This window comes from Phormidium tenue FACHB-1052 (genome assembly GCF_014696675.1).
GTDB lineage: Bacteria > Cyanobacteriota > Cyanobacteriia > Phormidesmidales > Phormidesmidaceae > Nodosilinea > Nodosilinea tenuis_A.
Map to the genome: position 1 here is coordinate 93,009 of NZ_JACJQN010000014.1, position 20,224 is coordinate 113,232.

At 55.9% G+C, this 20,224-nt stretch carries 10 protein-coding genes; 7 read left to right on the forward strand and 3 right to left on the reverse strand.

Annotated elements, in window-relative coordinates; genetic code table 11:
• The first annotated feature begins 171 nt into the window (after positions 1-171).
• Positions 172-4,395: a DEAD/DEAH box helicase gene (locus H6G07_RS18570; protein ID WP_139296997.1), complete on the forward strand. Its 4,224-nt coding sequence runs from the start codon at positions 172-174 to the stop codon at positions 4,393-4,395.
• A gap of 58 nt (positions 4,396-4,453) precedes the next feature.
• On the opposite strand, the gene H6G07_RS18575 is transcribed toward H6G07_RS18570, so the two are convergent.
• Positions 4,454-5,488 (reverse strand): sulfotransferase family protein, encoded by a 1,035-nt coding sequence (locus H6G07_RS18575; RefSeq protein WP_084173047.1) that lies wholly within the window; start codon positions 5,486-5,488, stop codon positions 4,454-4,456.
• 1,348 nt (positions 5,489-6,836) lie between these two features.
• Between H6G07_RS18575 and gltB the strand changes: the two genes are divergently transcribed.
• From gltB to H6G07_RS18605, 6 genes are all read left to right on the forward strand, one after another.
• On the forward strand, positions 6,837-11,447 hold the full coding sequence (gltB, locus tag H6G07_RS18580) for a glutamate synthase large subunit (RefSeq protein WP_073608089.1): 4,611 nt from the start codon (positions 6,837-6,839) through the stop codon (positions 11,445-11,447).
• Between the two features lie 142 nt (positions 11,448-11,589).
• Positions 11,590-13,074, forward strand: coding sequence for a glutamate synthase small subunit (gltD, locus tag H6G07_RS18585; RefSeq protein ID WP_073608090.1), 1,485 nt, complete (start codon positions 11,590-11,592; stop codon positions 13,072-13,074).
• A gap of 507 nt (positions 13,075-13,581) precedes the next feature.
• A complete protein-coding gene (locus H6G07_RS18590; RefSeq protein WP_073608091.1) occupies positions 13,582-14,151 on the forward strand; it encodes a DnaJ domain-containing protein in 570 nt (189 codons plus the stop codon).
• Between the two features lie 2 nt (positions 14,152-14,153).
• Positions 14,154-15,167, forward strand: a complete 1,014-nt coding sequence (locus tag H6G07_RS18595; protein WP_073608092.1) for a hypothetical protein — start codon at positions 14,154-14,156, stop codon at positions 15,165-15,167.
• Between the two features lie 189 nt (positions 15,168-15,356).
• Positions 15,357-16,010, forward strand: a complete 654-nt coding sequence (gene rnc, locus H6G07_RS18600) for a ribonuclease III (protein ID WP_073608093.1) — start codon at positions 15,357-15,359, stop codon at positions 16,008-16,010.
• Positions 16,007-16,831 (forward strand): SDR family oxidoreductase, encoded by an 825-nt coding sequence (locus tag H6G07_RS18605; RefSeq protein ID WP_073608094.1) that lies wholly within the window; start codon positions 16,007-16,009, stop codon positions 16,829-16,831. The genes rnc and H6G07_RS18605 overlap by 4 nt, the downstream gene beginning before the upstream one ends.
• A gap of 5 nt (positions 16,832-16,836) precedes the next feature.
• Here the strand turns inward: H6G07_RS18605 and H6G07_RS18610 are convergent, their stop codons facing one another.
• Together H6G07_RS18610 and H6G07_RS18615 are read right to left on the reverse strand one after the other, a co-directional pair.
• Entirely contained in the window at positions 16,837-18,462 is a 1,626-nt protein-coding gene (locus tag H6G07_RS18610) for an alpha/beta hydrolase family protein (protein WP_139296998.1), read from the reverse strand.
• Positions 18,463-18,637: 175 nt separating this feature from the next.
• Positions 18,638-20,185 (reverse strand): D-Ala-D-Ala carboxypeptidase family metallohydrolase, encoded by a 1,548-nt coding sequence (locus H6G07_RS18615; protein ID WP_073608096.1) that lies wholly within the window; start codon positions 20,183-20,185, stop codon positions 18,638-18,640.
• Positions 20,186-20,224: the final 39 nt, after the last annotated feature.

Below are 20,224 nucleotides of genomic sequence, written 5' to 3' on the forward strand. Positions count from 1 at the left end.
TTATTACTAAGATACCCAAGCCCTGGGATTAATGCAACAGATTTTCAATAAGGCTTGCCTATTGCCAGGGCTAGTCTTGCCGGTCAGTGCGATCAGAAAAGCGCGATTGGAACAGCGTGGGTTTGCCCTGACCGATACAATTGCATCCAAGAGCAGCTATTGCGATCGCCCATGCCCGCCCCCAACAAAATCGCTGCCCAGCGCGATCAATTACTGACCACTTACAAGCAGCTCTCCCCTGAGGAGAAAGAGCTGTTGCAGCTGCTGTCGCTGCTCTACGCCCCGGTAAACCGAACCAAGCTGCTTGACATCTATAATCGCTACCTGAAAAGCGTTCAGAAAAGCCCGACCAGCATTAATCACCTGAACCCCTTGTTCACTCGGCTGTCACGCAAGGAATTGATCGTGGCGGCGAGCAACCAGGGCTCCCATACCCAACCTCTGCTCACTGAGTTGCTCACCCGCGATGCCGTTGCCCAGGGCCGCTTTGAGCCGATGGTGACTGCAATTCAGGCAGCCCTGCCCATTCGCACCCACGGCTGGAATAAAGATCTGCTTTTGTTCTCCAGCGAAGACGAGTTCATCCGCGAGGTGCGCATTGGCGTCTACCGCTACGACTGGAAATTTATCAAAAAGCAGTTCGAGAGCTTCTACAGCAACCCCTACAACGCCAGCCGTATCTCTCTAGCCGAGGTCTATGCGCTGATCTGCGACAATCCCTTCGATCGCGATTGGTTTCTCACCCTCAAGCGAGTTCCTGAAATCTACGAAGCCGCTCTGGGCAGCCTCTGCCGCAGTTCCTTTACCGACCTCGTCCCCAACGAGCACTTTTTTGAACTGCTCCAAGAGGAATGTAGCCAGCCCAACTCCACCGCCAGCGATCGCCTCAAAAGCATCTGGATCGAGCAGCTCATGGCCCGAGGCCGACTGGCAGAGGCCGACGTCGCCCTAGAGCGCTACGCCAAAGACGACCCCATCGAAGAACTGCTGCACCAAAGCTGGCTCGACTGCCTACGGGGCGACTACCCCCAAACCATCGAAGCTGGCCGCGTTGCCCTTAAACTGCTGAAAAAAAGCACCGGCAAACGCAAGATCTATTTTGACAATTTGCCCGGCATCTTTTTGCCCCTAGCTCTCATGCAAGAGGGCTCCTCCCTTAGCTTTAGAGAGGCCGAGGGCTACGCCCACATCATCGCCGAGCAGAGCTACCACCACTGGATGAGCGTGATCTATAACTGCCTGGAGAAGGTGGCCCAAACGCTCCAGGGCAATGCCGCCGCTAAGCGCTATCTCACCAACAGTCCCGTCAGTGACCTGGACAACAACACCAGCATTGAAGTGCTGATCGACATGATCTGCCTCTATTGGGTAGATGTAGAAAACGCCCAGGCACGTTTGCCCAGAATGGCTCAGGCATTCTATAAAGCCGCCACCGAAGCTGGCTACGACTGGCTGGCTCTCGAAGCCGCCACCCTGCTCACTCGTCTAGGCGATAACACCTACAGCGCCAAAGCCGCCGCCCTACAACAGAAAACCGGCATTGTGCCCCTGGTGGATATTCTCAAACCCAAACAGCCTTGGGAACTGTCGCTCACCGCGCTGATCGGCCTCAACCCCACCACACCCTCCCAGCAGGCCAAGGCCCCCGTCGCCAGCGACTATCGTTTGGCCTGGTTTATCACCTACTACTCCGAGCAGAGCTGGCAGCTCCAGCCCAAGGAGCAAAAGCTCAGCGCTAAGGGCGGCTGGAGCAAGGGACGGGCGATCGCCCTGCGCCGCCTCAAACAAGAACTCTCCAGCTTTCCCTACCTAACCACCCAAGATCGCGAAATCTGCTCGCACCTCACCCACGACCCCTACAGCTACGGCTACGACAACTACAAATTTTCGCCCCAGGTGCTGCTGGCACTGGTGGGCCATCCCCTGGTGTTTTGGGAAGATGCCTCGACGACGCCGGTGGAGGTGGTGAAGGGGGAACCCGCTCTGCTGGTGCGCCAGACGAAAGCGGGCAAACTGGCGATTTCGCTGACCCCGGCAGTGGCGAGCAAGCAGGCGATCGCCCTAATCAAAGAAACCCCCACTCGCCTCAAGGTGATCGAGTTCACCCCCCAGCACCACCGCATTGCCGAGGTGCTGGGGCCAAAAAATTCTTTAGAGGTGCCTGAGAACGCGAAGGAACAGGTGCTCGCCGCCATCAATGCCGTGGCTGGGTTGGTCACCGTGCATTCCGACATTGGCGGCGGTGTGGCCGATGCCGAAGCGGTGGAAGCGGTGCCTAAACCCCATCTGCACCTGCTGCCTGCGGGGGAAGGTCTCAAAGTTTCTCTGCTCACCCGGCCCTTTGGCGACGACGGCCCCTACTATCGACCGGGAACCGGCGGCGAAATGGTGATCGCCGAGATCGATGGCCGACGACTCCAAACCCACCGCAAATTAAAAGAAGAGAAAAAACTCGCCCGCGCCCTCGAAAAAGCCTGCCCCACCCTGCAACGCCTCGACGACACCGACGGCGAATGGCTGATCGACGACCCCGAAGACTGCCTGGAGTTAATTTTAGAGCTGCAAGACGTAGGCGACCAGGCAGTGGTGGAATGGCCCGAGGGCGAAAAACTCCGCATCGCCAACCGGGTCAGCCTCAGCAACTTCAAAATTCAGATTCAGCGGCAGCGTGACTGGTTTGCCGCCAGCGGCGAACTGCAAATCAGCGACGACGAAGTGCTGGGCATGAAACAGCTAATGGAGCTGCTCGACGCTGCCCCCGGTCGATTTGTGAAGCTGGCCGATGGCCAATTCCTCGCCCTCACCCAGGAGTTTCGCAAGCGGCTTGATGACCTGCGCGCCTACTCTGAGACCAGCGGCGACGGTGTGCGGTTCCATCCCCTCGCCTCGTTGGCCATGGAAGACTGGATGGATGAGGTGGGCCAGCTCAAAACCGACAAACACTGGAAAGACCACCTCAAGCGGTTGAAGGAAGCCAAGGATCTCAAACCTGAGCTGCCCTCCACTTTGCAGGCAGAATTGCGGGATTACCAGGTTGAGGGCTTTAACTGGCTGGCGCGGCTGGCCCACTGGGGCGTAGGAGCCTGCCTGGCCGACGACATGGGCCTGGGCAAAACCCTGCAAGCCCTGGCGCTAATTCTCACCCGTGCTCCCGAGGGACCGACACTGATTATTGCACCGACCTCGGTGTGTATGAACTGGTTGAGCGAGGCCGAAAAGTTTGCGCCAACGCTGAAGCCGATGCAGTTTGGCACGGGCGATCGCCAGCGCACCCTCGACAACCTCCAGCCCTTTGACCTCTTGGTGTGCAGCTACGGCCTGCTGCAACAGGATGACGTGTCAGACATGCTGGCCAAAGTCGAGTGGCAGACCATCGTGCTCGACGAGGCCCAGGCAATCAAAAACTCCGCCACCAAGCGATCCAAGGCGGCGATGAAGCTTCAGGGCGGTTTCAAAATTCTCACCACCGGCACCCCGATCGAAAACCACCTAGGCGAACTGTGGAACCTGTTTCGCTTTATCAACCCCGGCCTGCTGGGGTCGCAGGATCAGTTCAGCACCCGGTTTGCCAATGCGATCGAGCGCAACCAGGACAAAGCCGCCCGCAACCGCCTGAAAAAACTCATCCAGCCCTTCATTCTGCGGCGCACCAAAACCCAGGTGCTCGACGAGCTGCCCGCCCGCACCGAAATCACCCTCCAGGTCGAGCTTAGCGCCCAGGAAATGGCCTTCTACGAAGCGCTGCGGCGCGAAGCGGTAGAAAAACTCGCCGACCCCACCATCGAGTCGGGCACCAAACACCTGCAAGTGCTAGCCGAGATCATGAAGCTACGCCGCGCCTGCTGCAACACCCGCCTGGTCAAGGGCACCACCGCCCTGCCCAGCGCCAAGCTCGAAGCCTTTGGCGAAGTGCTGGAAGAATTGCTGGAGAATAACCATAAGGCCCTGGTGTTTAGCCAATTCGTCGATCACCTCACCATTCTGCGGGAGTTTCTCGACGGGCAAAATGTCAGCTACCAGTACCTCGACGGCAGCACCCCCGCCAAGGATCGCAAAAAGCGGGTCGATGCCTTCCAGGCCGGTGAAGGCGATGTGTTTTTGATCAGCCTCAAGGCCGGAGGCACCGGGTTAAACCTGACCGCAGCGGATTATGTGATTCACATGGACCCCTGGTGGAACCCGGCGGTGGAGGATCAGGCCAGCGATCGCGCTCACCGCATCGGCCAGCTACGCCCCGTCACTATCTACCGACTGGTGGCCAAACACACCATCGAAGAAAAGATTGTGGACTTGCACAAGCAAAAACGCGACCTAGCCGACAGCCTGCTTGAAGGCACCGACATGAGCGGCAAGATCTCTACCGACCAACTGCTTCAACTGATCAGCGCGGGCTAAGGGTCTGTGACTGGGAATTGGGATTGCTTGCGGAATCTACTCTTCTTTTGTCAAGCCGTTAACGTTTTAGGGTAGGGATCGCGATCGCATTCATGTCTTGCTTCACCCGGCGGTGCCACCCCTTGATATTCAGGCGACGTGACATATACTCAGCCACCGCTAAGCGCAGGCCAAAAAAGCTGATGCGGCGCTGCCACATAAATACCTTATCAGCCAGCTTAAACCGTTTGATATCTAGAGAGTTGACCGGCAACCTAGGCAAGTTGCTGAGCTCATACCCTCGATCGATCAGTAAATCTGAGATATTGGCTTCTACTACCTGGATTTCCCAGGGAGAGAGATGCGATCGCCATAACCCACTAAACTTCGGATCAGGCCGAGTAAAGTAGCTGCCTGCTTTGCTAAAGTTCAGCATTCGAGCATTGTAGTCAACGCCTAGAAATTCACAAACTTCTGTCAACGTCCCTACCGTGTCGTTGACCATATCCTCATAGGTAATTTCTAAATATTGCCCCTCGGGCAGATGCTGAGCCAGGCGATCCCAGGCTTGCTCTGCCTCACGCCACTTTTCAGCGGCGAACCAGGGATTTCCAAAGAGATGCATTTCTTTCATCCAAGAGTAGGCAACATCTCGTCCGTCGCGCACCAGGTGGATGAATCGGGCATTGGGCCAAAGTCTTAAAAGCCGAATAAAGTCAAAGTGGCTGATCGCCCCCACTGCCAGCTTGTCGCTGCAATCTCTCTGTTGGCAAAGAAAATCATTCACCAACCCACGAAAATCTAGGTCAGGGTCAATAGTAAAGTCGCAGCAAGATTGAAAAATAAACTCAGATTCTAACCACTGGCGATACGTTGCAATATCAGGGATAGCGCCATCGTCAGACACCAACTCGGTGATGTAGCCCACCTCGTCGATACAAGATAGCTGGGGGTGATGATCTAGCATGAGGCGCAGATGGGTAGAGCCAGAGCGCCCTGAGCAACATATAAAAAAGGGAGAGCTAACAAGCGGGCGCTGAGTACTGCGATTCTGGGCCAACGTATTGACAGCCGCAGCCGCAGCAAAGCTGGGCGATGCACCTTGCTTCACCATATCTATGAGTCCTTAAGTTGGGGCAGTACTTAAAGGCGATAGATAACCCCTACAAAAGCAGAGCAAAGGTTATCTAAAGGTAAACTTATACTTAAGACATAGTAGGCAGGGTTAACTTTAGATTAATTAAAGTTTTGATTATTCTAGATAAAGTTTCTGTGAAGTTGACTGCTTGATAAAGTGCATTTACCCCATATCTATCTTTAGAAATAGAGTCCGACGAAACGGCAAATCAATGGGTCAGAGGGCTTGGAAGCAGTGCCAGCGAGCTTGCAACCCTGGCAAAATACCAACCAGGCGACAGATTGACATTTAAGCGCAAATCATGTAAAAGATCAGGTTTTGCTTGACAGGTCAGCACCCACCAAGTCTGAACTAGGGTAGAAAGTCATAGCCGCCTGGAGAGGAGGCGAGAAGAGTGCAGGGATAGGCTCCACGAAGGTTAAGGGCGTTGCTGATCAGCAGTATGATTTGCCCCCCTAACCCCCCAATTCTGGGGGGAACCAGACGACTTCAAAGCCCCCCAATTTTGGGGGGTTGGGGGGCCGATGCAGCAACCGTTGCTTTTGCAGATTCATTCCTCAATTCAGCAACGCCGGTTAAGGACGCAGAGGACTTTACTAAAGGGAAGTGCGGCCTGCTGGAGCGATCGCAACATTTGCCGCTGCCACAACCCTAAAAGCGGCAAAATAAGGCTTTTATGGCTTAGCGATCGCACCAATTGTGGTCATTGTTTGCAGCCCTTGCCTGACCAGCACAAACAATTAGATCTCTCGCTCTGTTAGCCCAAACTGTGGAATTGTTGTGAGTCCCAAAGCTGCATATCTTCAACAGGCTACACAGGTTGCAAGTCTATGCAATTTTTCAAACAGCAATAGGCTTCAAAGCAACCTTTGGAGTATATTGTCTTGGGTGAGAAAGGCCAAGATTATCATTAATCTACGAGAAGGCATCAGGCCTATAAAAGAGGAATTTTGACCTCAAACAAATGCCTGAAAAGTAGAAAAAGGGGTTAGTAGGCGACCAGGGTGACAATTGATCCTGTTGGGAACAGCCCCTCAACCTGACGAAAAATGAGCCTATTGGCACTAAAACCAGCCAATTCCAGCTCAACCAAGCCAACCCAGTGACCAACCTGGTATATCTTTTCTTGTAGATGTGCTCGATTTAGCAGAAAATCTTGGCGATCAAAAAGCCCTGACCTTTGTGATATTTCGCAAACTTTTTAAGGCATTGATCTGATTATTTTCTTAAGAGACTAGTCAGGAACCCACGCCTCATCGCAGAATGTCTAGGCGCAGTCTATAGCTGTCCCTGTTTGAGTTCCTTCCTGTTGCTCGATAAATCAATGACCCTATCTCAACCGCCCCAAGCTCAAGGTCTTTACCATCCCCAGTACGAGCACGATGCCTGTGGAGTTGGCTTCATTGTCCATATGAAGGGCGCTCAGTCGCACAGCATTGTGCAGCAGGGGCTAACAATTTTGGTCAACCTGGCTCACCGGGGCGCGGTGGGGGCCGAGGCCAACACTGGTGACGGGGCAGGTATTTTGCTACAAATGCCCCACAAGTTTATGGCTCAGGTAGCGGCGGCAGAGGGCATTTCCCTGCCAGAGCCAGGGCACTACGGTGTTGGGTTCTTTTTCTCGTCGCCGAATGCGAGCGATCGCGCCAAAGGTCGCCAAGTCTTTGAGCAAATCGCCGCAGACGAAGGGCAGAACGTGCTGGGCTGGCGCGATGTGCCCACCGACAATACCTCCCTGGGCGAGACCGCTAAGGCCAGCGAACCGTTTATGCAGCAGGTATTTATTGGGCGATCGCCCGACTTGGCTGACGACCAGGCCTTTGAGCGCAAGCTCTACATCATTCGCAAGCGCACCCATTCAGCCATTCACCCCACCGGGGTAGACCCCTACTGGTATGCCACTAGCCTGTCGTGCCGCACGGTGGTCTACAAGGGCATGCTGACGCCAGAGCAGGTGGGGATGTACTTTCCCGACCTGGCCGATGAGGCGATGGAAAGCGCCCTTGCTCTGGTGCATTCGCGCTTTAGCACCAACACCTTCCCCAGCTGGGAGCGGGCGCACCCCTACCGCTATGTGGCCCACAACGGTGAAATCAACACCCTGCGCGGCAACATCAACTGGATGTATGCCCGCCAGTCGATGTTTGGCTCTGAGCTGTTTGGCGGCGACCTCGATCGCGCCAAGCCCCTAATCAACAAAGAAGGCAGCGACTCCGGCATCTTCGACAACACCTTAGAACTCATGACGCTGGCGGGCCGTTCCCTGCCCCACGCCATGATGATGATGGTGCCCGAGCCCTGGACGGCCCACGAGTCGATGAGCGCCGAGAAAAAAGCTTTCTACGAATACCACGCCTGCCTGATGGAGCCCTGGGATGGCCCAGCGGCGATCGCCTTTACCGACGGCACCATGATGGGTGCGGTGCTCGATCGCAACGGCCTGCGCCCCTCCCGCTACACCGTCACAAAGGATGACCTGGTGATCATGGCCTCAGAAGCCGGAGTGCTACCCATTGAACCCGAGCAGGTCGCCTACAAGGGCCGCCTGGAGCCGGGCCGCATGTTTTTGGTGAATATGGAAGAGGGCCGGATCGTCTCCGACGAGGAGATCAAGCACCAGATCGCCGCCGAGCAACCCTACCGGGAATGGCTCGATCAACATTTGGTCAAACTGGCGGATCTGCCGGAGGCCACAGACTCCGTAGGGACAAATGGCCATTTGCCCCTACCCACCCCTGCGCCCCTATCGATCGCCCAAACCGCCTTTGGCTACACCTTCGAGGAGCTGCGCCTGCTGCTCAAGCCCATGGCCGAGAGCGGCGTCGAAGCCGTCGGGGCTATGGGTACCGACACGCCGCTGCCCGTGCTGTCGAATAAGCCCCGGCTGCTGTACGACTACTTCCACCAGCTGTTTGCCCAGGTGACCAACCCGCCGATCGACTCCATCCGCGAGGCGATCATTACCTCGGCCGATACCACCATCGGCAGCGAGCGCAATTTGCTCAAGCCCGAGCCCGAGAGCTGTCGGCTGATCAATCTCAAAACGCCAATCATCACCAATGCGGAGCTGGCCAAGCTGAAGAATGCTGGGGCTAGCGGATTTCCTTCGACGACACTGCCCATTGTGTTCAAGGCAGCTGACGGTGAAGCGGGGCTAGAAGCGGCGCTAAATGGCATCTTTGCGGCGGCGGATGAGGCGATCGCCAACGGCACCAGTTTGATCATTTTGAGCGATCGCACCATTGACGCCGACCACGCCCCCATCCCTGCGCTGCTCGCCGTCGCGGGCCTACACCACCACCTGATTCGCAACGGCAGCCGTACCCGCGTTGGCCTGGTGCTAGAGTCGGGCGAACCGCGCGAAGTCCACCACTTCGCCACCCTGATCGGCTACGGCTGTGGTGCCATCAACCCCTACCTGGTGTTCGACACCATCGAAGGCATGATGGCCGACCAGCTCCTTCCCCCCATGGATTTGGAGAAGGCCTGTCAGAATTTCATCAAGGCGGTCACCAAGGGGGTGATCAAAATCGCCTCCAAGATCGGCATCTCCACCATTCAGAGCTATCGCGGTGCGCAGATCTTCGAGGCTCTGGGACTCAACCAAACCGTCATCGACCAGTACTTCACCTGGACAGCTTCGCGCATTCAGGGCATAGGGCTGGACATGCTGGCCGAAGAAGCCCTCAAACGGCACCGCCATGCCTTCCCCGATCGCCCCACCGACCGTGTCACCCTTGATGTGGGCGGTGACTACCAGTGGCGCAAAGAGGGCGAAGCCCACCTGCTCAGCCCCGAGGTCATCCACACCCTGCAAAAAGCGGTACGCACTGGGGATTACGCGGCCTACAAACGCTATGCCACTCTAGTCAACGAGCAAGACAAGCAGATGTTCCGCCTGCGCGATCTGCTGCAATTCAAGCAGCGCGAGCCGATTCCCCTTGACGAGGTGGAGCCGGTAGAGGCCATCACCCGCCGGTTTAAGACCGGGGCGATGAGCTACGGGTCGATCTCGAAGGAGGCCCACGAGGCGCTGGCGATCGCCATGAACCGCATCGGCGGCAAGTCTAATACGGGCGAAGGCGGCGAAGACCCCGATCGCTACACCTGGACCAACGAAAAGGGCGACTCCAAAAACAGCGCCATCAAGCAGGTAGCCTCTGGCCGCTTCGGCGTTACCAGCCTCTACCTGTCCCAAGCACAAGAGATCCAGATCAAAATGGCCCAGGGTGCGAAACCGGGCGAAGGCGGGCAACTACCGGGCCGCAAGGTCTATCCCTGGATTGCCAAGGTGCGCCACTCGACCCCCGGTGTGGGCCTAATTTCGCCCCCGCCCCACCACGACATCTACTCCATTGAGGATCTAGCTGAGCTGATCCACGACCTCAAGAACGCCAACCGCGACGCCCGCGTCAACGTCAAGCTGGTGTCTGAGGTGGGCGTTGGCACCATCGCCGCTGGGGTAGCCAAGGCCCACGCCGATGTAATTCTGATCGCTGGGTTCGACGGCGGCACCGGGGCCTCACCCCAAACCTCCATCAAGCACGCCGGGCTACCCTGGGAGTTGGGTCTAGCGGAAACCCACCAAACCCTGGTGATGAATAACCTGCGCAGCCGCGTCATCGTCGAAACCGACGGCCAAATGAAAACCGGTCGTGATGTTGTCGTCGCGGCTCTGTTGGGGGCTGAAGAATTTGGCTTTGCCACCGCGCCCCTGGTCTCCCTAGGCTGCATCATGATGCGGGTCTGCCACCTGAACACCTGCCCCGTAGGTGTCGCCACCCAAGATCCTGACTTGCGGAAGCACTTCATGGGTGACCCCGACCACGTGGTCAACTTCATGCAGTTCATCGCCCAGGATATGCGCGAGCTGATGGCCGAGTTGGGCTTCCGCACCCTCAATGAGATGGTGGGCCGCACCGATGTGCTGGAGCCCAAACAGGCGATCGCCCATTGGAAGGCCAAGGGCCTCGATCTTTCCCCCATGCTCCACCAGCCGGAGGTTGGCCACGAGGTCGGTCGCTACTGCCAGATGGCCCAGGATCACGGTCTCGAGAAATCTCTAGACATGACCACCCTGCTGGAGCTGTGCGAGCCTGCGATCGAGCGGGGCGAACAGGTCACCGCTACCCTACCCATCCAAAACATTAACCGGGTAGTGGGCACCATTCTCGGCAACGAGATCACCAAGCGTCACTGGGAAGGATTGCCGGAAGACACTGTTCACCTCCACTTCCAGGGCAGCGCTGGCCAGAGCTTTGGGGCCTTTGTGCCCAAGGGCGTCACCCTAGAGCTGGAAGGCGAAGCTAACGACTACCTGGGCAAGGGCCTCAGCGGCGGCAAGCTGATTGTCTACCCGCCCAAGCAGTCGACCTTCGTGCCCGCCGAAAACATCATCACTGGCAACGTCGCCTTCTACGGCGCGACCAGTGGCGAAGCCTACATTCGGGGCCTAGCGGGTGAGCGCTTCTGCGTGCGCAACTCGGGCGTGACCGCAGTGGTAGAAGGCGTCGGCGACCACGCCTGCGAATATATGACCGGCGGCAAGGCGATCGTGCTGGGGCTAACTGGGCGCAACTTTGCGGCGGGCATGAGCGGCGGCATCGCCTACGTGCTCGACGAAGCCGGTGATTTTGCCACTCGCTGTAACACCGAAATGGTGGATTTAGAACAGCTCACCGACCCCGAAGAAATTCGCGACCTGCGCGAGCTGATTCAGCGCCATGTCGATTACACCGAGAGCAAGCGGGGGCTGAGCCTGCTAGAAGACTGGGATAACGCGATCGCCAGGTTTGTGAAGGTAATGCCCCGCGACTACAAGCGGGTGCTGCAACACATCCAAAAAGCCCTGGCCGATGGGCTAACCGGCGACGATGCCCTCACCGCCGCCTTCGAAGAAAACGCCCGCGATGTCGCCCGCATTGGCGGAAGTTAGATCAACCGTAGGGTGCATTCGCGCCAGCAATGCACCGCGCGAGAAATCTTGCACCGTGGTGCATTGCTTCGCGAATGCACCCTACAAATTCTTCTGACTCACAAAAATCCCAAAGCATCCAAACATCTTCAGGACAACCACCATGGGAAAACCGACTGGCTTTATGGAATACCTGCGGGAAGTGGCGCAAGAAGTTGCCCCCGCCGATCGCATTCGAAATTGGGATGAGTTCCACCTCCACATGCCGGAGGAAAACCTCCGCACCCAGGGCGCTCGCTGTATGGATTGCGGCACCCCCTTCTGCCACACCGGCATGACCATCAGCGGCATGGCCAGCGGTTGCCCCGTCAACAACCTGATTCCTGAATGGAACGACCTGGTCTATCGCGGCCTGTGGGAGGAAGCCCTGGAGCGGCTACACAAGACCAACAACTTCCCTGAGTTTACCGGGCGCGTCTGCCCCGCCCCCTGCGAAGGCTCCTGCGTGCTGGGCATCACCAGCCCCCCGGTGACGATTAAGAATATTGAGTATTCCATTGCCGAAAAAGGCTGGGAATCGGGCTGGATTACCCCCACGCCACCGCAGCAGCGCACGGGCAAAAAAGTCGCGGTGATTGGCTCTGGCCCCGCCGGACTGGCCGCCGCCGCCCAGCTCAACTCGGCAGGCCACTGGGTCACTGTGTACGAACGGGCCGATCGCCCCGGCGGCTTGCTGATGTACGGCATCCCCAACATGAAGCTCGATAAGCAGCAGGTGGTGCAGCGTCGGTTGGATGTACTGGAGGCTGAGGGCGTCACCTTTGTCTGCAACACCGAAGTCGGCAAAGACATTTCGGCTGAAAATCTGCTCAAGGAGTTCGATTCTGTAGTGCTCTGCACCGGCTCTACCAAGCCTCGCGACCTGCCCATCGAAGGGCGAGAGCTGAAGGGCATTCACTTTGCGATGGAATTTCTCACTGCCAATACGCGATCGCTGCTGGATGGCTACCCCGGCAACGACTACATCTCGGCGGCGGGCAAGGATGTGGTGATTATCGGCGGCGGCGACACGGGCACCGACTGCGTGGGCACCTCCATTCGCCACGGGTGCAACAGCGTCACCCAGGTGGAAATCATGCCCCAGCCGCCTGAAACCCGCTCGGCAGGTAACCCCTGGCCCGAGTGGCCCAAGGTCTACAAGATGGACTATGGCCAGGAGGAAGCCGCCGCGATGTTTGGTGACGACCCCCGCGCCTACCTGACTACCGCCACCAAGTTTGAGGGCGATGAGCAGGGCAACGTCAAAGCTGTCCACACCGTGCAGATTCAGTGGGGCAAAGACGAAAACGGTCGGTTTGTGCCGCAGAATGTGCCTGGCACCGAGAAGGTTGTTCCCGCCCATCTGGTGCTGCTGGCGATGGGGTTTCTTGGCCCCGAGCAGCCGTTGATCGATGCTTTGGGTCTCGAAAAAGATGGCCGCAGCAATGTGAAGGCTGAGCATGAGCAGTACACCACTTCAATTCCGGGCGTGTTTGCGGCTGGGGATTGTCGCCGGGGGCAGAGCCTGGTGGTGTGGGCGATCAATGAAGGGCGTGGGGCGGCGCGAGAGTGCGATCGCTACCTAATGGGCACCACCGAGCTGCCCTAGCCCATTAACTCGAAGTCAGGTCTATTTGCCTAGCTCAACCCTCAAGGCCCGTAAGCACGACTTATGGGTCTTGAGGGTTGGTTTATTGTGGCTTGCCTACGAAACGGCAGATTTAGGCGGTGGTTGTACCAAGAGGCTAATAGGAGCGATCGCAAGGTTGGATAAATGTTTAACCAAGGCTAAATAAATTTTTAGCCATCTAAATATATTGAGTAATCCTCTGCTAAGTAGCAATGATAGTTTGAGTAAATGACAGACGGTGCTCACCGCTCAACTCATACCGTTGTGTATAAAGAAAACATCTTCTTTCAGGGAATTTACTAGTTCAGTTTTACCAGTTCAGCGAGCGATTGAGCGAATCACAACCTTAAATAGAACATTTGAACCTCCAAGCAAAAATCTTTTAGGTTGTTAGAGTGGAGCAAAATTTAGGGAAAGCTAGTAGTGCCTACCAGACGATAGGTAGCTATACGCAGTTTCTACCTTCAAATCTAAAGCGAATTTACTATGCCATCTAATCAGCTTAACTCACTCATTCAAGAAGAGATTAGTCGCCTCGCCGAGCATCACAATGTTGGCTCCGAAATACTTCTTGAATTTGCTCAGTTTGTTATTGAAAATCACAAGAAAAAAGATAAAGCAGCTAAGAAACCAGCGAAGAAGATCAAGCCCCTGTCGATGGCTGAGCTTAAAAAGGCTGTTTACAGCTATTTTGAGGTCAAGAATACAACTGAGCTGAAGAAATCTGGCTCCTTCAAAATGGCCATAGACGGTATGGAGCCAATGAACTTAGGCCTGAAAGATTCCTGGGAAGTTCTATACCGAAAGTTTATTGGCGTTCTTCCTGGGGAGGAGCAGGAGAAGGGCTACGGCTGCATCAATGGAATTGATATATTTAAATATTTTTCGCCTTGGCAAGTATTTGACCTAGATCCAAAATCAGCTTCAAAAGAAGATATCAAAAAGGCTTATCACGCTTTAAGTAAAACATATCATCCAGATGCTCCAGGCACGGGTGACGCTAAAGTTTTTGACCGCATCAACACCATGTACCAAAGCATTGGTGCGGAGGCTTAGAAATGGCAAGAGACACCTCAAATTTCACTATTAGAGACGAAGAGTTAGCGAAAGCTCTAGAAATAACCGTTGAAGAGTTAGAGAAAATCATAAGATTCTTCGAGTCCGATCCCAATGATGAGTGGGAACTACGCGAGAAAGATCACTATATCTACATTAATAGGAACTATAAAGAACGTATATTTGCAGAGCACGGAGCATTTGCGATCGCAAAGTATATGGACTCAGTAGAACCCAAAAGCTTTTGGGCTACCATTATTGAGTTTATAACTAGACACAAAGAAAAACTTCGAAATGCATTTGTTCGACGAAAAATTCATGAGAACTGTAGCTCTTTAACCCTTCGAAACAACAGGCATTTTCTATCTAAGAAGGATGCAGTCAATATTTTTTGCACAAGCTATGCCCGTCTTAATCGAGCGTTTGATGCAATTCAAAGTTCTGGACAACCCCTTGAAAAGTTCAAAGACTTTGATGATTTTGACGGCGTTAGATATTATTCTTTATCTGGCTTTTATCGTTTGGGCAAAGAATTGTCTCAATCGCTTACTGTAAAAGATCGCAGAGAATGGTGCAAAGCGCTTGAGGTAGTAGGAGAAAAAGCATTTAAGCTGATTATTAGCGCTGAAGAGTCTCGAAAAAAAGAAATAGAAAAGGCAAAAAATGCTGCTAAAGACAGAGATCGAAAGACATGCCAGATCACTCTAATTCAGAGCAGTAGAGCACATAAATTCGATCTTGCAGCGCATCATATTTACTCTGACAAAGCATATCCAGATCTGGCAGCCTGTGTAGATAACCTCATTACACTCAATGAGGAAATTCACAAAGAATTTCATACCTGGAATGGTGGTACTAGAGTTAGTTGCACAGCTGATGACATGATCAACTTTATTATGGAACGATACCCCGACGCTGAAGAGGTGCTGCTAAAGCTTTACAGAGTTAAGTCTGTGTTTGGTCATCACCAACCAACTGCTGCATCAGGGCGTAGGTCTTTTCCACCTGCCGCTTAGTTAAGCAGATTCACAATCTACTATTTCCCTAGTGGAACCGCGCAAGAGTGCGATCGCCACTTCATGGACACCACTGAACTATCCTAAGCTCACCGGTTTTGAAACCGGGTTTCGACTAAACTTTAATAGCTAAATTAGCTTTTGAAGTTTAGAGCAAGAAACCCGGTTTTTCTGTCTAGTGAGCCTAAAATGCTTCTGCCTAGTTTTCAAAATCCAGCTTTGCTTCGGCAAGCGCTCACCCACAGCAGCTACGCCAACGAACATCCCAACGAAGGCCCCGACTACGATCGCCTAGAGTTTTTGGGCGACGGCATTCTTGAACTTGTGGTGCGCGACTTAATCTTTGCCCGCTATCCTCACCTGGCTGTAGGGGAAATGTCGCAGCGGTGCGATCGCCTCGTCGATGAGCCTTCCCTCGCAGAGCTAGCAGTGCAGCTAGGCATTCCCGACCAAATGCGCCTTGGGGCTGGAGCCCAGCACGAACGCCACAATCCCAGCGTTCAGGCCGACATGTTTGAAGCGGTGATCGGCGCTTACCGCTTAGACGCTGGCATTGCCGCCGCCTATAGCTATGTTGAGGCGATCATGAGCCCCCTGATCGATCGCGCCCTAGACCTTCAGGCCACCGACCCCGTGACTGAGCTGCAAGAATATGTACAGGCCCACATGGGTGGCACGTTGCCCAGCTACCTAGAAAAAGAGCGCCTTGGCCCAGACCACGCCAAAGTATTTACCCTAGAAGTTTGGGCTGGCGGCACAAACTATGGCATCGGCCAAGGCCGCAGCATCAAAGAAGCACGTAAAAACGCCGCGATCGCAGCACTGAGGATCTTAAAGCCATGAATGCAGCAATTTTGGGCTGTGGATACGTGGGCAAAGCAGTGGCCCAGCTTTGGGGCAGCCAAGGCGTCAAGGTCACCGCCACCACCACCAACCCCGACCGAATTGAAGAGTTACGTTCCATAGCAGCGGCTGTGCAGGTAGTGCAGGGGTCAGATGCAGGTGGCATTGCCGCTCTCCTACAAGATCAAGACACGCTGCTCATCTGCGTAGGGGCCGGTCGCCAGGCCAACTACGAAGAAGTCTACTTAAAGACGGCTCAAACGGTTGTGGGCGCTCTCGATCAGGCTCCTAGCCTAAAACAGATTATCTTCACCAGCAGCTATTCCGTGTATGGCAACTACGATGGCGCTTGGGTGAGAGAAGATGACCCAGTCAAACCCGCCACCGACAATGCCCGCACCATGGCCGAGACCGAGCAAACTCTGCTGAAGGCAACTACGCCCGAGCGCAACGTCTGCATCTTCCGTCTCGGCGGCATCTACGGCCTAGGGCGCGAGTTAGCCAAAATCTACAGCCGCGCCGCTGGCACCACCCGCCCCGGCTCCGGCCACGAAGGCAGCAACTGGATTCATTTAGATGACATTGTAGGGGCGATCGCCTTTGCCCAATCCCAATCCCTCAGCGGCCTTTACAACCTGGTGCAAGACGAAATTCCCACCGTACGCGAGCTGATCGATCGCGTCTGCCAGGCCCACCAACTGGAACCCGTACAGTGGGATCCATCTCAACCCAGTGCTCGGCCCTACAACGTGCGGGTGTCGAATCGAAAACTCAAGGCGGCAGGCTACACCTTTCGCCACAGCACCTTCGAGGGCATTTAGAAAGCCTAATTTTGCCCCACAAACTCAATGCTGGCCAGATGCAGTTTGCCCTGGGGAACCTGATCAAACACTAGCTCCACACTCGTCAACGCCGCCAGATCTACGCCTGAAAACTGCCCTAGGGGAACGCGCAGGGCGCTGGGATAGAGGGGTGCCGTGTTGCCGTGGGTAGAGTCAGCCTCAAACTGCCTCAAAGCAGGCACCGTCGAGAGAATTTCGACTCGTGCCGCCCCTCCTTGGCGATCGCGCAGCACCACCGCAAACACGGGCTGCCCCTGGGGTATCGACCAGGATGGGTCAGGGGCGAGACGCAGTTCCAGGCTGGTAAAACTGCTGACGTTGACGCCCTCCAGGGGCACTTGCAGCGATTCTGTAGCGGCCTCCCACCCCAGGGTGAGCAGGGTCGGAAAGTGTGGATAGGGGCGTGAGGGCTGCTGGCAATCGGTCAGCGGCTCACAGAAGGTTGCCTTGAGACCGGCGGTGAGAATGGCAGCCGGAGCATCCTCAGCCTCAAAGACGGTGTAGCGCTGGGCATTGGGAGACACGAGAGCGGTGAGTACCGACTGTTCAAACAGCTCCGCTGGAGCCGCTCGGTCAGGAGCCATGCCCACTTCAGCGAGGCCAGCCGATCCAGGGGGAGACCAGACGGTGCGCAAAAACGCCTGGGTATATTGGGCGAGAAAGTCTTCTTGGGCCACCCGCGATAGGCGATCGCGTGATCGCTGAGGGTTGCACAACGGCCCGTTATCTGGTTGCCGATAATAATCATCCTCAGCCACAGCGGCGTTGAAATAGTTGTGGTTGGCTCCTGGAAGTAGAATTCCGGCAATCGGCGTAGTGCGGGGCTGCTGCCGGGCGGTTTCGACGTAGTAGAGGCTGCTGAGGTCAAAAATGTCGCGATCGCACCCCCCAGCGATCACCGCCGTCGGCACATCAGGCAGCTGGTAGGCATTGGGGCGTTGGGCAATGGGGTAGCTGCGGGTAGGGCTGATCAGCACCAGGGCCGACGGGTTCAGGTCAGAAACGGTTCTACCTTGCAGAGCGCTGAGGGCCGCTGCGCCACCGCCCATAGAGTGACCCACCATCGCCAGACGGGTCGAGTCAACGCGGCCCACCAACGGTATCCCAAAACCAGAGACATCTCCTTGGTTAGCCAGGGTCAGGCGGGTGAGGTGAGCGTCAATAATCTGGCCGCTGCGCTGGTCAGCAAAGTCGTTGCGGGTGTCGGCGGTGGCCCCGTAGGTCTCGCTAAAAGCCGCATTGAGATTGGGAATCAGCACACCGTAGCCAGCTTCAGCCAGAGCTTGGGCTAGGTAGGCAAAGCCCAGATCAAAGCGAGGTTCAGGGTCACAGGGCCACTGGCTGGTAGCCTCGGGCTGAAAGTGGCACCCAGCATGGCGACCGTGAAGCACCACGACCCAGGGAACAGGAGAATTGCCGGGAGGAAGGGCGATCGCCCCCGTCAGCGCCAGCGGCATGGTGTCTACAGCCGTGCCACTCTGGGCCAGATTGGCCATGCCCAAATCGTAGGATTTCACTAGAGGAAAATCTGCCAAATCTGGGGTAAGAGCCGTCTCCGGCGGGGGCAAAAGCGCCAGGCCCGCGATCGGCATTCCCCCTAGGCTGAGCATCAGGGTGAGAATTACCAGAGCTAGGAACCTTTTGGCGTCCCTGCTTGCTCTAGGTAGGAGCACAGCATGCTGTGCCCCTACAAACCTTGAACAAGGATATCGACATCGCCCAGCAGCTCTGCGATGAGGATTAACCCACCGCAGAGCCATCAAGCCTCGCCGCACAAAACCGGGCCTAGTAGCCGTAGCTCCAACGGGCTCGGTAGCCCCGCACATCGATATGGGTAAACACCGAAGAACTGGCCAGCCCGCCCCGGTTGCCCCACCAGCCGTTGAGCCGCGCATATACATCAAAGCACCGCACACCGGGCACCACAAAGTCCACCGCATCGCCCGATAGGTGACGCGACATTGAGGCTCCGCCTACCGCCGCGTTGGTGGCCGGGTCACGATACCAGGAATTGATTTTCAGCGGCTTATCGCCGTACATCTTGCGAATTTCTTCCATGGCGTCGGCCACTTTCAAAATGTTATAGACGACGCCAGCGTTGGCGGGGCGACGGTAAGCCCCCGTAGAGCGGTTGACGTGCAGAGCCTCACCCCAGGTAAAGTTGCCCCGCACACCATAGCGGTTTTTGGGCTGAATCGGATCGTTGGAGTAGTAGGTGCCCGTAAATCCAGGGAAGCTCATCGCCACGCCCCGATCAACAGGATTGCTGGGCTGTCCTGGCCCTTGGTCACCGGGACGGTTATCAATTTCGGTGCCCGAAATCTGAATATCAGGCACATAGGCATACCAAGAGGTGCGATTTTGGGGGCCGAGAAAGGCACCTTGCAGGGCCACCCGCACATGGTTGCTCTCGGGCTGAGCGTAGGAGTTTAACAAAAACACCGTGCCCTTCTTCACCAGCACTTTATCGGCATCAGAGAGCTGGCTAGCTTGCACGGGCCGAGCCTTAAAGATGGTGTCACCCGTAATTTCTAGGGTCTGCCGGTTGCCGTCTACCTTGGTGTCGAGGCTGTAGACATACCATTTGGTGTTGACTTCGGCCCCTACGATCGCATCAGCCAGTTCGACCTCATAGTGGTCACCTGCCGCTGGCTTAAAGGCCAGCAAGTTTAGCTGGGTGCCGTTTTTCACAAACACCTTCTGCGACTCGCTTAGCTGCGACGAAATTTTAGGCTCGGTCTTGAAGAGGGTATCGCTGATCACCCGCAGCCGCACGCCGGTCAACACGTCAATGTCTGGGGTGTAGACATACCAGGTGCGATTGGTTTTATCGCCCAGGGTGGGTTCGAGCAGCTGCACCTGCCAGTGGTTTTTGCCTACGTCGATATAGTACTGAATATTAAAGGTCGTGCCGTTGGTGACCAACACCTTTTCAGCATCGGTGAGATCGCTGGCCAGTTTGGGTTGGAGCTTAAAGTAAGTCGTGCTCTTGACCCGCAGCGCCAGGCTCTTGACAGGTTCGGGAGCGGGTTCGCCGTCCGCGCCCGGTTCTGCGGGCGAAGTGCCGCCCGTCGGGGGTGGAGTTTCGCCTTCGGGCGGTGGGGTTTGCCCCCCTGATGAACCCGCCTGCTCTGGCTCTGGCCCACCAGTACCTACCGACACCGTCATGGCTAGGGGCGAGTCCGATCGCAAAAACCAGTCCCGCATGCCCTCGACATTCAGCACCCGCTCGTTGGGGTTTCCGGCAGAGGGACGCTTCTGAATGCGGGAGATCCACTGGTTTCCCTGCATCAGGTAAAAAGCTTCATCGGTTTCCTTAACCCAGGTACCCATGGTTGAACTCCCGTAGACACAGTGCAGTGCTGGCCCATG